Below are 13,052 nucleotides of genomic sequence, written 5' to 3' on the forward strand. Positions count from 1 at the left end.
ATCCGTCTGACACTCAGCCGAGTTCATCGACGCTGGTGACGACCTTGCCGACGAGACCGTACTCGATCCCTTCTTCAGGGCTCATCCAGTAGTCACGATCCGTGTCCTTCTCGATCCGCTCGATCGGCTGCCCGGTGGCATCCGCGAAGATCTTGTTGAGACGGTCGCGCATCTTGATGATTTCCTTGGCCTGGATCTCGATATCCGTCGCCATGCCGCCGGCACCACCGGACGGTTGGTGCAACAGGAAGCGCGTGTTCGGGGTGCAGAAACGCTTGTCCTTGGGCACAGACACGTAGATCAGGGCGCCGGCGCTGGCGACCCAGCCCATGCCCAAGATCCGGACTTCCGGAGAAATGAACTTGATGGTGTCATGGATCATGTCACCTGATTCCACATGCCCGCCAGGGGAGGACACGATGACGGTGATCGGATCGTTGGACACCTGCGCAAGCGCCAGCAGACGTGCGCACACGTCGCGGGCCATGTCCTGGGTCACGGGGCCTGTGATCAGCACCGTGCGCGCTTCAAAAAGGTGTTTGTCAACCTGGATCGACGGCTGGCTCTTGGACTTCTCGTCCTCGTCGTCGTCGAGGTGTGCAGGCACAGGGGTCGAATAGTTTTTCATGCGCAGGATTAAGCTCCCTTGGCTGTTGGACCGGCCGAGCCGGCAGTTTTCACGGCCTGCGAACCACGTTCACAAAGCCGGTTTTGAATCATGTGTAAGCGATGTGGCGGGCACTCGCAAATCATGAGGTCCTCCATAGCGCGAAAAGAGTTATCAGATTGGCAACGAACCATGGTGCCGTCAGTCACCTTGCCCGGAGGATTTGGCCAGGGACTTCCCCCTGCGGCCGACAACGAAGTGCCAGACGATCATCATGGCAAACGGCAGGGACGGCCAGACAAACCAGAGCGTCGACAGGCCTGATGTCAGCAAGTTGAGGACGAAGAAGAAACCGATCATGAAGACCGAACTGCGGATCCGGCGCGGCTGTGCACGCAGCCAGCGGCGTGCCTGCTCAAACCCGTTGGCCACGGCCTGCGTATCCTTGTCCCAATCCGGATGGGTCTTCTGCCCCTTGCTGCTGTTCTGCTTCTCCGGATCAGGTTTGGTGAATTGCGGTTCATTCCGGCCACCAAGCCGCACGGCATAGGTCTCCACAGGGTCGGAAACATTCTTGACATGTTGCGGTCCGAGCGGATCGAACCCCAGCGCCATCTTCGCCTTGACCTGATCATAGACCGATTGCGACAGCATGATGCCGCCCCGCGGCGCAATCTCCTGCAGACGGGCAGCAACATTGACCCCGTCGCCGTAGATGTCCTCTCCCTCGACCATGATGTCGCCGAGGTTGATGCCGATCCGGAACTCCATCCGGTTCGCGTCCGGCAGTTCCGCGTTTTTCAGTGACAGTTCGTTCTGGATGTCGACCGCGCATTGCACGGCCTCGGTCACGGAGGTGAACTCGATGATCACCGCATCGCCCCATGTGTTGACGATCCGGCCGTTGTGACGTGCTGTCAAAGACGACATAACCGACCGGTAGGCCTTCAACCGGTCGAGCGTGCCATCCTCATCCTGCTCCATGAGCTTGGAATATTGTGCAACATCCGCGCACATGATCGCGGCCAGACGCCGCTTCACCCGTTGCATGCTCTTACCCCTGATTGCTCATTGTAGGAATGGGAAGGCAAGCCGCAAATTGCAAGGACAAATCCGTCTTTTTGCCAAGTTCGGCCGGTCCGGAGCCACAAAGCTGATCTTGGCCTTAACGGATTTCCGAAAGCGCCCGCAATGCGCTCAACGCGGCTTCCGCGTGTTCCTCCGGCACAAAGACATGATCGTGGAAATAGGCGGCCACCACATTTGCGGAGATTCCCTTTTCCGTCAAAGCTGCGGAAATGGCGGCCGTCAGGCCGACTGCCTCCAGCGAGGAATGCACGGTGAGCGTGATCCGGCGAAACCATTCGGCCTCGGCAAGGCCCAGTTCGCGGGCCCGTTCCAGCGGCAGGATCGCCGTGACGCCTTCGGTCTCCGCGAACAGCCCGATTGGGTCATATTCGGCGAGGTCGACCAGCGTCTTCGTTGCAAAGGTACAAAAGACATAGGGCACCGGATCCAGCATCGGCCGCATCTGGGCAATCAATGTGTTCAGGTCTGTTTCGCCGGTCATGTTCGTCCCGCTGTCATAGTGTTTTGCGCATAAGGGGCCGCCTGGGGCTGCGCCGGGCAACCTCTTCAAAGCCGCTTCGCCGGAACACGGATGCAATCCCGACGAAGCCTTCACCCCACTGCAGGGGTTTATCCGATTCGATCGGACAGGCATCGAGGTACGCCGCACCAGCCCGGCGCGCATAATCGCTGCCGGCATCCAGCAGCTGACCCATCAGACCGTTTTTGCGCAAGCCCTTGCGGATGAAAAAACACGGCACAACAAAGGTCTTCTGGATCTGCGCATCCGTGTCCCCGTCAAGCGGCCTTGAGGTCTTGGCCAATTGAAAGCGCACATAGGTTGCCCGTGGCCCTAGGGCGATCCATCCAACGGCCAGGTCGTCCTGATAGGCCAACAGGCCGGGCGCAGGCCCCTGTTCCACTTTGCCCTTCAGCGCATCGCGCCGCGCCTCACGCGGCATTGCCTGCCAATCCTTGCCCCTCAGAAACGGCCACATGCACCAGCAACCGGAGCTGGCGCCCCGCTCCGGACCGAAGAGATCGACCAGATCAGGCCAGCGATCGGGCGTAAGCGGTTGAAACAAGATCTTGTCTGTGGACACGACACGCTCCTCTATTTGAAAAAAGTGTTTCGCGACCACCACCAGGTAATGACAAGGTTGATCAGCCAGACAATGAGAAGGCTGACCACAACAGAAAACAAACTGGCATAAACGTTGAAGTCCCGAGCTTCCGGTGTCATCCAAAGGTTGATCTCGAGAACAATCGTCACAAAAACAGCGGTACAGGCCAGCTTGAAAAAGGACATTTTTGAAGCAGGGTCTAGGTTCCGAACGAGTGCAACCATTACAAAAGCAACTATCCACCTCAGAGGATCGAAAAACATTGCCGCGATGACCAATATCAAAATTGTTTGCAACACCGCTTCGGCTCCTTAGGAGTCACTGCCGGTTTTCACGAGTTCCCAACCTTTGCCCCAGCGCGTGACAGTCTTCCCGGACCGGCTTTTTTCTTCCGGCCAGAACTTGCGCATGTATTGGCGTCCCTCAAAGGAGACGACTTCCTTGCTCCGAGCATTGGGAAAAACCGCGTCAATCCGGGCCTCCAGCTTTTCATGCTCAGTCCGCTCCAAAACCCCAGATGCCTTCAAGCTGGCGGTGATGCGGTCAACTTTTTCCCGAGCGTTTTTGATGTCCGTTTGGTACTTGCCGGGGTTGTTTCCATCATATCGCTCGAATGCCCCCCGCCACTTTTCCAACTCGGCCCGTGCTTCGGCCAAATCATCCAAAGAATAAATCGACAACGCCACTGGCTCCCTATCAGTCACTTGCGGTTTTCGAACCACGATTTTCATCTAAACGCTTCCGTCGTGCAAAACGTCGGAAAACCGGAATTGCGATTCCAGCGATCATCGCACCCCAAATCCAGAAAGCCAGACGATTGTAAAAGTTAGGATCACCGTGGAACTCAATCACGAACGCCCCGCATAGAATGATCAGTGCAAGGACATTGATGTAGCGGCTCAAAGTGCCGAAGGTCCGCTCAATCACGAATTGGCTCCTGACGTCGGGGTCTGATCTTGTGCGCAGCTCAGCGCCATGTTGCACAGTATCTCGAACATGATCGAAACACCCAGGAAGGCCGTGCCGCCGCTGGCATCGAACGGCGGCGACACCTCGACCAGATCCGCCCCGACGATGGTCAAGCCTTTGAGAAGACGGGCGACTTCAAGCGCCTGAAAGGAGGTCGGCCCACCCACTTCCGGTGTCCCGGTCCCCGGTGCGAATGCCGGATCGACAAAGTCGATGTCATAGGAAACGTAGGTGTCTCCGGACCCTGCAATCTCCCTGGCCTCGACCATCACGTCTTCGACACCGCGCTTGTGGAACTCCTCGATCGGAATGACGCGAATGCCGACACCGTCGGCGAAATCCCGGTCCTCATTGTCATAGGCGGTGCCGCGAATACCGATCTGGACAACCCGCTTCGGATCCAGCAGCCCCTCCTCCACCGCCCGGCGGAACGGCGTTCCATGCGTGTAGAGCATGCCGCCGAAATAGCTTTTATAGAGGTCGGTATGGCTGTCGAAATGGATCATGCCGAGCGGTCGTTCTTTTGCCAGGGACCGCAGGATCGGCAGGGTACACAGATGATCCCCGCCGGCCGAGAGCGGGCGAATGCCGGCCGCAACCACCCTGTCATAGAAGGCCGTCATGCGAACCAGGCTGTCGTCGACACTGGCCGGATTGGGTCCGACATCCCCGAGATCGGCGCAATTGACCAGTTCAAACGGCCTGACGCCTGTCGCCCCGTTCTGAGCCCGGATCATGGTCGACATATCGCGGAGCTGCCGCGGACCATGTCTTGGCCCCGGCCGATTGGTCGTGCCGCCGTCCCAGGGTGTTCCGATCAACCCGATCCGGACGTCCTTCAGCCTGGGATCATCAAGCGCGACATGCGGCAGGCGCATGAAGGTCGGCACGCCGGCGAAACGCGGCAGTTCGAAACCGGAGACCGGATGAAAGAACGGGTCTGACATGCAAAGATCCTTGCTGCGGGCAGATCGAGAAGGCTGGAGCCCCATTCAAGCCGCCCGACAGAAAGAATTCAATCTGTCTTGCATCACCAGGGAACGGCTTTGCCGTGATGATCGAAAAAACCACCGGACTGTTCGCTCGTCAGACCATCGCAAACGGCAAGCAGTCTCCGGGCCGCCACCTCCGGTTCCTGCACCTCGAGACCTGTCTTGGCAAAACCTTCCGTCAGAGGTGTGCGCACCGTTCCAGGATGAAGTGCGACACAGATGGCACCCGGTTTTCTGCGCGCCAGTTCGACGGCCGCGGTATGAACAAGCTGGTTCAACGCGGCCTTTGACGCGCGATAGGCGTACCATCCGCCCAGTCGATTGTCGCCGATGGAACCGACCCGGGCCGAGAGCGTCGCAAAAACGCTGCGTCCGCTTCTCGGCAGCAGCGGCAGGAAATGCTTCATCAGCAGCGCAGGGCCGATTGCATTGACGGCGAAGCTATTGGCCAGAGCCTCCGGATCAAGATCCCGCAGGCTCTTTTCGGGACGATGGCCATCGAGAACAAGGGCACCGGTTGCGTCAAAAACAATTCGAATGTCTGCGGCCAGTTCCGAAATGTCGCTTGCGCATTGCGCGATGCTGGCTTCATCCAGAAGGTCGAGCTTTGGCTCGGACGACCGGCTCACACCGAGCACCCGTTCAAATTGGCCAGAGCTTTCGAGTTCCCGTTGGATCGCAGCGCCAATACCGCCGCCTGACCCGATCACGACCGCAAGTCCTGTCATGTGCATCCTCTTTCATTTGAAAAAGGATACGCACACACACGGTCACGAGATCTGGCTGCGATCTAAATTGTCGGCGCCCAGGGGCCGTCGACATAGTCTGCCTCGTCATCTCCCGGCCAGGGGGGCATCGAGATGCAGATGAACTTGAGTGGCACGGTGCCCGTGGCCCGGTACTGAAAGGCGGTGCCCACGGGAATATCGATGGAGACACCTGAGACAAGTTTGACAACCGACTGGTCGGTACCGTCGGACCGCCAGATCTCGCCCTCGCCGTCCAGCACGTGCCAGAATTCGGAAACGGTCTTGTGCCGTGTCGCCCGGTTGATCTGGCCGGGCGGCACGGTCGAATGGATCATGTTGCCGGTCGGGCCATCCATGATGAAGCGGATCGCTGCTCCTGCCGGCGACCTGGCATCAGGCTCTTCCGGCAGCATTGTCTGTTTCATGGTGCCCTTCCAATCCGCCCTCAGGCGGTCTTGTTGAAGATTTCCCGGCCGATCAGCATCCGCCGGATCTCAGACGTGCCGGCACCGATCTCGTACAGCTTGGCATCGCGCAGCAGGCGGCCGGTCGGATACTCGTTGATATAGCCGTTGCCGCCAAGCAGCTGGATCGCATCAAGCGCCATCTTGGTTGCATTCTCAGCGGCATAAAGGATGGCGCCGGCCGCGTCCTCGCGGGTGGTTTCACCGCGGTCACAGGCCTTTGCGACGGCATAGACATAGGCCTTGGAGGCATTCATGGAGACATACATGTCTGCCACCTTGCCCTGGACCAGCTGGAAGGTCCCGATCGGCTTGCCGAACTGCTCGCGCTCGTGAACATACGGGATCACCACATCCATGGCTGCCTGCATGATGCCAATGGCACCGGCCGCCAGCACCGCCCGTTCATAGTCGAGGCCGGACATCAGCACGTTGACGCCCTTGCCAACCTCGCCCAGCACGTTTTCTTCCGGCACTTCGCAGTCCTGGAACACGAGTTCACCTGTCTCGGAGCCGCGCATACCGAGCTTGTCGAGCTTCTGGGCGACGGAAAAGCCCGGAAAATCCTTTTCCACCAGGAAGGCCGTGATGCCCTTCGGGCCGGCATTCGCGTCGGTCTTGGCATAGATGATCATGGTCTCGGCGGAAGGACCGTTGGTGATCCACATTTTCGAGCCGTTGAGGATGTAGCGGTCGCCCTTCTTGTCGGCACGAAGCTTCATGGAAACAACATCGGATCCGGCGCCCGGCTCGGACATGGCCAGCGCACCGAGATGTTCGCCCGTCACCAGTTTTTCCAGATACCGTTTCTTCTGGTCGTCATTGCCCCAGCGGCGCAACTGGTTGACGCACAGGTTGGAATGGGCGCCATAGCTGAGGCCGATGGAGGCCGAAGCCCGGCTGACCTCTTCCATGGCAATGCAATGCTCCAGATACCCGAGCCCGGAACCGCCCCACTCTTCTTCGACCGTGATGCCGTGCAGGCCGAGTTCACCCATTTCGGGCCAGATCTCGCGCGGGAACCAGTCTTCACGGTCAATCTTCTCTGCAAGCGGTGCGATCCGGTCCTGACTGTAGGAGCGGACCGTGTCGCGCAACATGTCTGCCGTTTCGCCAAGGTCGAAGTTGAAGGATGGAAAATCATTGCGGATCATTTTGTGAACCTCCCTGGCCCCTGTCTTTATCTGGGGCGCTCATATCGAACAAAATCGCTCAGAACGCCGATCCGGTCGTAAAGCTGCCGGGCGCGCGTGTTGTGATCATGGGTGTGCCAATAGACGTTGCCGCTGGCCGCAGGCTCTGCATCGGCGGCGGCATAGACAGCTTCGATCAGCTTGCGGCCGGCGCCGCCACCGCGCAGCTCCGGGCTGACAAAAAGGTCTTCCAGGTAGCAGGTGGCATCGATCGACCAGGTGCTGTCGTGAAAGAGATAATGCACGAAGCCGACCAGTTCATCGTCCCTGACCGCGACCTGCGCCCTGTGCCCGTTGGCGGACAGCAGCCGGTCAAACAGCCTCTCGGTGACCTCGGCGGCAAGGTCCTGTTCGTAGAACGCAAGGTAATCCTGCCAAAGACCTAGCCAGGCGGATTTGTCCTGCTGCTGCAGTGGTCTGATGATGATGCTCATGCCCTTTAGTCCTTCACGCCGGAGACGCTCATGAGCGTGAACAGCCCGGTGGCGACATGCACCTGGCTGCCGTCATCGAGCCCGTAAACATCGGACCGGGCAATGGTCAGCGTCCGCCCCGGCTTGATCACCCTGCCCCGTGCGAGCAGCACCGTCTGGCTCGCCGGATTGAGCAGGTTGATCTTGTATTCTGTGGTCAGCACGCCCGCGCCTGCCTCGAACAGGGACAAGGCGGCGTACCCGGCTGCGCTGTCGGCGATGGCCGACGTGGCACCGGCATGAAAAAAGCCGTGCTGCTGGGTCAGTTCGGGTGCCATCTTCAGTTCAAGATCGACGGCGCCCGGTGACAGATGCGCGATCTGCGCTCCCAGATGCGCCATGAATTTTTGCGATGCGAAGCTGGATTTGACCCGGTCGCTCCAGTCCGGATCTCTTGGCGACAGGTCCATCAGGCGTCCTCCGGTTTCGTGGCAGACAATTCGGCAATACGCTGATGCGCGCCAGCTTCCACTTCATCGAGTTCGAGCAAGGTCAATTCGATGTCACGCTGCTTTTCCAGAAGTTCCCCCCGACGCGCGGCGATCTTGTCGAGCAGCAGGCGCAACTGGCCCGTCTCGCCCGGCGCGCTGCCATACATCTCGATCATTTCCTTGATTTCATTCAAGGAAAACCCAAGCCGCTTGCCCCGCAGGATCAGTTTGATGCGGGTCCTGTCACCGGGCGTATAGAGCCGCTGACGGCCCCGCCGCGTCGGCGACACCAGCCCTTGCGCTTCGTAAAAGCGAAGCGTTCGGGTGGTGATGTCGAATTCCTGGGTCAGCTGGGTGATTGTGAAATAGCGCTGCATGCCCGCTCCTTGTTGGAGCGCACAGTTCAGCCTTTTTACGTTAAAGTCAATACATCTGTTTTTACAACGAAAAAACAGTGTGTTAATTGATCAAATCTTCAAGTCAGGAAGCGACTTTTCCGAATTCAAAACGTTCAGGTCAACATCGGCTTCAATGCCAGTGACCCGCCCTCTGTCATGGTACTGCCAAAGCACCCAGTCCGAAGGATAGTCCGGCGAATGCCAGATGGACCGGGCCCAGAGGCGCCGGTTCAGCCCACTGCCCTTCAAATAGGCCTCATAGAACTCGGCCGGGGCGTAAAAGATCACCTGTTTTCCACGCGCAGCCTCCACCAGCGTGGTGAAGGCACTGATTTCGCGCAGCACTTCGGCCGCGGGTGGGCGGCGGGCACAGTTCTGGGCAAGTTCCAGGTCCAGAACCGGTGCCAGCATGTCGTTATCCTGCGGCAACACGCTCAGGAAGTTTTCCGCCTGCTTCTGCCCCGGTTCGCACAGGCTGAAAAAATGATAGGCACCCCGGGCAAGACCCGCACTGCCAGCCCCTGCCCAATTGCGTTCAAAGGCGCTGTCTCTGAAATCACCACCCTCGCTGGCCTTCATATAGACGAAGGCGACATCATCGGACGCGACCTTGGCCCAGTCGATCTCACCGAGGTGATGCGAGACATCGATCCCGCGCACGGGAAAATCGTCCCGGTCCGGTTCCCAGTTCATGAAGAAAAACGCAGCTCCGACAATCGAGATGACCCCGCCGACCACCACATAGAACATGGTTCGCAGGATTGCTTGCAAGAGATTCATTCCGCCACCCCAAAATCCCCATCTGAGGGGAGACTGCCCCAAATCAGTTAAAAATCACGCCAAGAAATTCGGCCAGAGCGGTGCCGCCGCCAATTCCAGCACGTTGCCGTCCGGATCGTTGAAATAGAGGCTGGTACCACCAGCGGGCCAGGTGACCTCGCTGATGATCGCTATGCCCTGTTCTCCCAGGTACTCCCGCCAGGACTGCAATTGATCGGACGAGATGCGAAAGGCAAAATGGCTGTGGCCACTGGTGTCATGTCCAGGCACGATGCCCCCGGATGTCGGCACGTCGTCACCGGTATGGCCTCTGTGAAAGACAAGCAGCGCCTGCGCCGGCCCCGCGTCATAGGCAAAGAGCCGATCTCCGGCCACCATGCGCTTCAGGCCAAGGGTTTCGGAATAGAATGCATGAGCGGCCTCCATGTCATCGACATAGACGGCCGTTTCCAGGATACCGTCGAGTTTGGGTCGCATGACCACTCCCGCTTGCTGCTCAAAAAATGTCGGCTCAAACATACCCGCGGCGGCGCGCCTGTCGAGGTCGCACACCCAGAAAAATCCAGCTTGAGGTTGCACAGTTCACCAGTTTGCAGAGCCAGCTAATCGCAGGGAAACCCGGAGATCAGTGCAGCCTCGACAACAAATACTGCCTCTGTGTCCCAGTGTTCAGGATGTTGGCTCAAATAGTCGATGACCGAACTCACCAATTGCGACCAGCTCACATCTTCGCTCACACAGAAACTGCGCCTGACAGTCGTCTCCGTGATGCGGCTATCCAAGGACTTCGCACCTTCCATAAATCCAAGGTGCAATCCTTCGGCGACCCCAAGTATGTAATAGATACAGGCCGCTTTCGCTCCCGGAGACTCTTGGGCAGAACAATACTTGTGCAATTCTTTTCCATCCAGTGACGTTGCCCATGACGGGCTGCAGCCGAGGACAGCGAGAAATGAAAATACGAAAAGGCACGCTGGAATCCGCATTGCTCCGGCTCCCTGTGAAGCACAGATTATCAAGCGCCCCCATTTGGGTCGCAAGAAGACCGGCTGTCAGCATAGCCTCGACGTCAAAAAACACCAGATTGTAAATGGTCAGCGTCAGGCCGGTACCCTGTCAGCAAGTGTCATGTCCCGAGCACTCCGCGTTGCAGTAAGGAATGCGCATAACATAAGATTGACCGATACCTCGCTTCGTTCTGAATGGCCGGTTCAATCCATGAAATTTAGTTCACATGTCGGCGCAGCTGCAATTTTGGTTTTGCTTGGCCTGCTTTTCTCCGGACAGGCGCAGGCCGAAACAGTCTCTGAACAGCTTCGAAACTTGATGGGTGCCGCCCCGGACCATCTGTCAGCGTCCCTTGAGACCATGTGCAGGCCGCAAGGTATTCGGCGGAGCCCAGCGGGCACCTATCCGATTGCCGGGTTCAAATCTGAAATTGTCAGCTGCCAGCCGAGCGAAGAAGACAGTCTTGAAACGCTTGCGGTGCTGGTCAGCGATGACCAGGTCGTGGCGATCGAATTGACGACCCGCACAGAAACCGATTTCCAGACGTTTCTGTCACCAACGGCGGGCATGGCATATGCAGGTTTCCGGATTGTCCCGGAGATCGCCTTGATTGGCGACACGGCGCAAAACCGGATTTTCATAACGGCGCCGGAAACACTTCATTCCCATGTGTTCCTGAACAGCCTTTCAGACTGGCAGCCCGGTTCGGTTCCTGACCTTGCCACCCAGTTTCGGCCGTTTCAGCTCGGAGCCGGCGAGACCGGGTTCCGCCAGAGTGTCAAAACCCTCTGCGATTATCAGGACTGGAAACCACAGGACCCGAAGCGTTGGGGCTGGTCTCACGAAAGGATTGTTCAACTTGACTGTTTCGGACCGAAGATCGCCGGTGCAAAACGCAAAGTCGAACTCATTTTTGCCGACGGTGAGCTGAAGCACGCGTGGGTCCTGCTTGCGCCACAAGAACTTCGTCGGGTCTCAGATCTGCTGGAAGGCAAATTTGGACCGCCAGTCGCCATTTCCCCTTCGATGGATCGCTACGGCAGCAGCAAGGTCTTTCTGCGCAGCGACAAACCGGAAATCCTCATCGCCGATTTCGCGACAGCTAAAGTCCTGGCCGGAGAGTGACTTTCTACTCCGCTGGGTCTCCGGGAAATCCCGGAACGCTCATCACCGGGCTGAACTCCGTGATTGCATAGGATGCCAAGGCTTCCGCCTTGAAAGGATCAAGCTCAACCAGTTGCTCGATCTCTGTGCGCGAGGAGCCCTTCGCCAGGATCACGCCTCCGATGCGGGGATTTTTGGGGCCTGACGCCAAAAAGTGGCCGGCCGCATATTGGTCTTTCAGAAAGCTCCGGTGCGCTTCCAGGTGCCGATCGACGTCGGCAAGGTCTGCTGTGTAGGTCAGGTCAATGACAAAAAGGCTCATGGGATCGGTGTACCGCTTGGAGGAGTGGCGCCGGCCCGGCCGGTGCTGCCGGGCCGGCTCGCGTTCAGACGACGGTCAGCTTGACGTCGATATTGTTGCGCGTCGCGTTGGAATACGGGCAGACCTGATGTGCCTTGGTGACCAGGTCTTCGGCGACAGCCGTTTCGAGACCCGGCAGCGAGACGTCGAGCGCCACCGTCAGACCGAAACCGCCTTCCGATCGCGGACCGATCCCGACCGTTGAGGTAATGGATGTGTCTGCCGGAACGGCTATTTTCTCCTGACCACCTACAAATTTCATCGCTCCGATGAAACAGGCGGCATAGCCGGCTGCGAACAGTTCTTCCGGGTTGTTGCCCGGACCGCCGGCACCGCCGAGTTCCTTCGGCGTTGAAAGGGCAACCTTGAAAGACCCGCTCAGCGTCTCCGCAGCGCCATCCCGGCCACCGGTTGCCTTCGCCTTCGTTTCGTAAAGCACATCTACAGCCATCTCGCTCTCCTTCAGTTCAATTTCATTAAAATCGCACAAGATTATATCGCGTACGATATACATTACCCACATATAGAAGCTGCACAGAACCGTCAACAGGTTGCGACCATATCGCGCGCGATTTATAACGGGCTCATGAACGAGACGACCAATCAGATGTCGCTTCTGGACGCGATCGGTTTGCCCGCGGCCGAAGAGACCAAGACACAGAAAAAAGACAAGCCGGCGAAAGCCGAAAAGTCTGAGAAAGAACCGCGCAAGAAGAAAGCCGCGGCACCCGGAGAGGCGTCTGCGAAAACCGCAGATCCTGCACCGGTCGCGGCGGTGGCCCCGCAGGAGGATCCACCTGCTGCCGTCACCGTTTCTGCCGCCGATAACCGGGCGGAGGACACATCGCCTTCAGTGCCGGAAACACCGGCTGATCCAGGCGATGCGGCCAATCCGGTCTCCCTCGACCAGTATCTCTGTTTTGCGCTCTATTCGGCCAACCACGCGATGCACGGGGTCTACAAGGCCCTACTGAAGGAAGCCGGCCTCACCTATCCGCAATTCCTGGCCATGACCGTCTTGTGGGAAAACAACAACGTGCCGGTCGGCACCATCACGGCAAAGCTGCAGCTCGACACCAACACGCTGACCCCGCTTCTGAAACGGCTCGAAGCCATGGGGCTCGTGACCCGGACGCGCAATCCCAAGGACGAGCGTCAGGTCATCCTGAAACTCACCCGCAAGGGCCGCGCGCTGCAGAAGAGGACCGAGCATTTCAGCACCTGCATCCTGTCCTCGACCGGGTTGAAACTCGAGGAAGTCATGACGCTGCAATCCAAGATCATGCAGCTGCGCGACAATCTGCGCGATGCAGGCCTCGACGCCTGAAGCA

The 13,052-nt window shown here is 58.5% G+C and carries 21 protein-coding genes; 2 read left to right on the top strand and 19 right to left on the bottom strand.

From position 1 onward, the window contains the following. Positions 1-13: 13 nt before the first annotated feature. From ACO6TG_RS02115 to ACO6TG_RS02195, 17 genes are all read right to left on the bottom strand, one after another. On the bottom strand, positions 14-628 hold the full coding sequence (locus ACO6TG_RS02115; protein ID WP_094071027.1) for an ATP-dependent Clp protease proteolytic subunit: 615 nt from the start codon (positions 626-628) through the stop codon (positions 14-16). A 180-nt stretch (positions 629-808) separates the two neighbouring features. Next, positions 809-1,657, bottom strand: a complete 849-nt coding sequence (locus ACO6TG_RS02120) for an adenylate/guanylate cyclase domain-containing protein (protein ID WP_422376663.1) — start codon at positions 1,655-1,657, stop codon at positions 809-811. Between the two features lie 115 nt (positions 1,658-1,772). Beyond that, positions 1,773-2,177: an ACT domain-containing protein gene (locus ACO6TG_RS02125; protein ID WP_422376664.1), complete on the bottom strand. Its 405-nt coding sequence runs from the start codon at positions 2,175-2,177 to the stop codon at positions 1,773-1,775. A 13-nt stretch (positions 2,178-2,190) separates the two neighbouring features. After that, the gene (locus ACO6TG_RS02130; protein ID WP_422376665.1) at positions 2,191-2,778 is read right to left on the bottom strand and encodes a GNAT family N-acetyltransferase; all 588 of its coding nucleotides are present in this window, start codon (positions 2,776-2,778) and stop codon (positions 2,191-2,193) included. 11 nt (positions 2,779-2,789) lie between these two features. Continuing rightward, positions 2,790-3,098 (bottom strand): hypothetical protein, encoded by a 309-nt coding sequence (locus ACO6TG_RS02135; RefSeq protein ID WP_422376666.1) that lies wholly within the window; start codon positions 3,096-3,098, stop codon positions 2,790-2,792. 12 nt (positions 3,099-3,110) lie between these two features. Further along, positions 3,111-3,530, bottom strand: a complete 420-nt coding sequence (locus ACO6TG_RS02140; RefSeq protein WP_422376667.1) for a hypothetical protein — start codon at positions 3,528-3,530, stop codon at positions 3,111-3,113. After that, the gene (locus ACO6TG_RS02145; RefSeq protein ID WP_422376668.1) at positions 3,496-3,726 is read right to left on the bottom strand and encodes a hypothetical protein; all 231 of its coding nucleotides are present in this window, start codon (positions 3,724-3,726) and stop codon (positions 3,496-3,498) included. The genes ACO6TG_RS02140 and ACO6TG_RS02145 overlap by 35 nt, the downstream gene beginning before the upstream one ends. Continuing rightward, positions 3,723-4,715, bottom strand: a complete 993-nt coding sequence (locus ACO6TG_RS02150) for an agmatinase (protein ID WP_422376669.1) — start codon at positions 4,713-4,715, stop codon at positions 3,723-3,725. Before ACO6TG_RS02150 ends, ACO6TG_RS02145 begins: the two co-directional genes overlap by 4 nt. Positions 4,716-4,798: 83 nt before the next feature. Further along, positions 4,799-5,488: an SDR family NAD(P)-dependent oxidoreductase gene (locus ACO6TG_RS02155; protein ID WP_422376670.1), complete on the bottom strand. Its 690-nt coding sequence runs from the start codon at positions 5,486-5,488 to the stop codon at positions 4,799-4,801. Between the two features lie 62 nt (positions 5,489-5,550). Next, positions 5,551-5,934 carry a cupin domain-containing protein gene (locus tag ACO6TG_RS02160; RefSeq protein ID WP_422376671.1) on the bottom strand — a complete coding sequence of 128 codons (384 nt, stop codon included), beginning with the start codon at positions 5,932-5,934 and terminating at the stop codon, positions 5,551-5,553. Positions 5,935-5,954: 20 nt separating this feature from the next. Continuing rightward, positions 5,955-7,127, bottom strand: a complete 1,173-nt coding sequence (locus ACO6TG_RS02165) for an isovaleryl-CoA dehydrogenase (RefSeq protein ID WP_422376672.1) — start codon at positions 7,125-7,127, stop codon at positions 5,955-5,957. Positions 7,128-7,153: 26 nt separating this feature from the next. After that, the gene (locus ACO6TG_RS02170) at positions 7,154-7,600 is read right to left on the bottom strand and encodes a GNAT family N-acetyltransferase (RefSeq protein ID WP_422376673.1); all 447 of its coding nucleotides are present in this window, start codon (positions 7,598-7,600) and stop codon (positions 7,154-7,156) included. 5 nt (positions 7,601-7,605) lie between these two features. Continuing rightward, positions 7,606-8,049: a PaaI family thioesterase gene (locus ACO6TG_RS02175; protein ID WP_422376674.1), complete on the bottom strand. Its 444-nt coding sequence runs from the start codon at positions 8,047-8,049 to the stop codon at positions 7,606-7,608. Continuing rightward, positions 8,049-8,447: a MerR family transcriptional regulator gene (locus tag ACO6TG_RS02180; RefSeq protein WP_094071037.1), complete on the bottom strand. Its 399-nt coding sequence runs from the start codon at positions 8,445-8,447 to the stop codon at positions 8,049-8,051. Before ACO6TG_RS02180 ends, ACO6TG_RS02175 begins: the two co-directional genes overlap by 1 nt. Before the next feature lie 90 nt (positions 8,448-8,537). Further along, positions 8,538-9,248: a GH25 family lysozyme gene (locus ACO6TG_RS02185; protein ID WP_422376675.1), complete on the bottom strand. Its 711-nt coding sequence runs from the start codon at positions 9,246-9,248 to the stop codon at positions 8,538-8,540. A 54-nt stretch (positions 9,249-9,302) separates the two neighbouring features. Further along, the gene (locus tag ACO6TG_RS02190) at positions 9,303-9,725 is read right to left on the bottom strand and encodes a VOC family protein (protein WP_422376676.1); all 423 of its coding nucleotides are present in this window, start codon (positions 9,723-9,725) and stop codon (positions 9,303-9,305) included. 125 nt (positions 9,726-9,850) lie between these two features. Then, positions 9,851-10,234, bottom strand: coding sequence for a Rap1a/Tai family immunity protein (locus ACO6TG_RS02195; protein ID WP_422376677.1), 384 nt, complete (start codon positions 10,232-10,234; stop codon positions 9,851-9,853). On the opposite strand from ACO6TG_RS02195, the gene ACO6TG_RS02200 reads away from it, so the two are divergent. Continuing rightward, positions 10,137-11,381, top strand: a complete 1,245-nt coding sequence (locus ACO6TG_RS02200; protein ID WP_422378974.1) for a hypothetical protein — start codon at positions 10,137-10,139, stop codon at positions 11,379-11,381. The two genes, ACO6TG_RS02195 and ACO6TG_RS02200, sit on opposite strands and share 98 nt — an antisense overlap. Positions 11,382-11,385: 4 nt before the next feature. Here ACO6TG_RS02200 and ACO6TG_RS02205 read toward each other — a convergent pair whose 3' ends face one another. Continuing rightward, positions 11,386-11,682 carry a YciI family protein gene (locus ACO6TG_RS02205; protein ID WP_422376678.1) on the bottom strand — a complete coding sequence of 99 codons (297 nt, stop codon included), beginning with the start codon at positions 11,680-11,682 and terminating at the stop codon, positions 11,386-11,388. Positions 11,683-11,746: 64 nt separating this feature from the next. Beyond that, complete coding sequence (locus ACO6TG_RS02210; protein ID WP_422376679.1) at positions 11,747-12,172, bottom strand: organic hydroperoxide resistance protein; 426 nt, start codon at positions 12,170-12,172, stop codon at positions 11,747-11,749. Between the two features lie 135 nt (positions 12,173-12,307). Here ACO6TG_RS02210 and ACO6TG_RS02215 point away from each other — a divergent pair, with 135 nt between their 5' ends. Then, entirely contained in the window at positions 12,308-13,048 is a 741-nt protein-coding gene (locus ACO6TG_RS02215) for a MarR family winged helix-turn-helix transcriptional regulator (RefSeq protein ID WP_422376680.1), read from the top strand. Positions 13,049-13,052 lie beyond the last annotated feature (4 nt).

This window comes from Roseibium sp., from assembly GCF_965233565.1.
GTDB lineage: Bacteria > Pseudomonadota > Alphaproteobacteria > Rhizobiales > Stappiaceae > Roseibium.

What these genes read in the sequence shown, in the direction of transcription:
- ACO6TG_RS02115 (WP_094071027.1), bottom strand. Translation starts at nt 628, where the DNA reads ATGAAAAACTATTCGACCCCTGTGCCTGCACACCTCGACGACGACGAG.
- ACO6TG_RS02120 (WP_422376663.1), bottom strand. Translation starts at nt 1,657, where the DNA reads ATGCAACGGGTGAAGCGGCGTCTGGCCGCGATCATGTGCGCGGATGTT.
- ACO6TG_RS02125 (WP_422376664.1), bottom strand. Translation starts at nt 2,177, where the DNA reads ATGACCGGCGAAACAGACCTGAACACATTGATTGCCCAGATGCGGCCG.
- ACO6TG_RS02140 (WP_422376667.1), bottom strand. Translation starts at nt 3,530, where the DNA reads ATGAAAATCGTGGTTCGAAAACCGCAAGTGACTGATAGGGAGCCAGTG.
- ACO6TG_RS02150 (WP_422376669.1), bottom strand. Translation starts at nt 4,715, where the DNA reads ATGTCAGACCCGTTCTTTCATCCGGTCTCCGGTTTCGAACTGCCGCGT.
- ACO6TG_RS02155 (WP_422376670.1), bottom strand. Translation starts at nt 5,488, where the DNA reads ATGACAGGACTTGCGGTCGTGATCGGGTCAGGCGGCGGTATTGGCGCT.
- ACO6TG_RS02160 (WP_422376671.1), bottom strand. Translation starts at nt 5,934, where the DNA reads ATGAAACAGACAATGCTGCCGGAAGAGCCTGATGCCAGGTCGCCGGCA.
- ACO6TG_RS02165 (WP_422376672.1), bottom strand. Translation starts at nt 7,127, where the DNA reads ATGATCCGCAATGATTTTCCATCCTTCAACTTCGACCTTGGCGAAACG.
- ACO6TG_RS02170 (WP_422376673.1), bottom strand. Translation starts at nt 7,600, where the DNA reads ATGAGCATCATCATCAGACCACTGCAGCAGCAGGACAAATCCGCCTGG.
- ACO6TG_RS02175 (WP_422376674.1), bottom strand. Translation starts at nt 8,049, where the DNA reads ATGGACCTGTCGCCAAGAGATCCGGACTGGAGCGACCGGGTCAAATCC.
- ACO6TG_RS02180 (WP_094071037.1), bottom strand. Translation starts at nt 8,447, where the DNA reads ATGCAGCGCTATTTCACAATCACCCAGCTGACCCAGGAATTCGACATC.
- ACO6TG_RS02185 (WP_422376675.1), bottom strand. Translation starts at nt 9,248, where the DNA reads ATGAATCTCTTGCAAGCAATCCTGCGAACCATGTTCTATGTGGTGGTC.
- ACO6TG_RS02190 (WP_422376676.1), bottom strand. Translation starts at nt 9,725, where the DNA reads ATGCGACCCAAACTCGACGGTATCCTGGAAACGGCCGTCTATGTCGAT.
- ACO6TG_RS02195 (WP_422376677.1), bottom strand. Translation starts at nt 10,234, where the DNA reads ATGCGGATTCCAGCGTGCCTTTTCGTATTTTCATTTCTCGCTGTCCTC.
- ACO6TG_RS02205 (WP_422376678.1), bottom strand. Translation starts at nt 11,682, where the DNA reads ATGAGCCTTTTTGTCATTGACCTGACCTACACAGCAGACCTTGCCGAC.
- ACO6TG_RS02210 (WP_422376679.1), bottom strand. Translation starts at nt 12,172, where the DNA reads ATGGCTGTAGATGTGCTTTACGAAACGAAGGCGAAGGCAACCGGTGGC.
- ACO6TG_RS02215 (WP_422376680.1), top strand. Translation starts at nt 12,308, where the DNA reads ATGAACGAGACGACCAATCAGATGTCGCTTCTGGACGCGATCGGTTTG.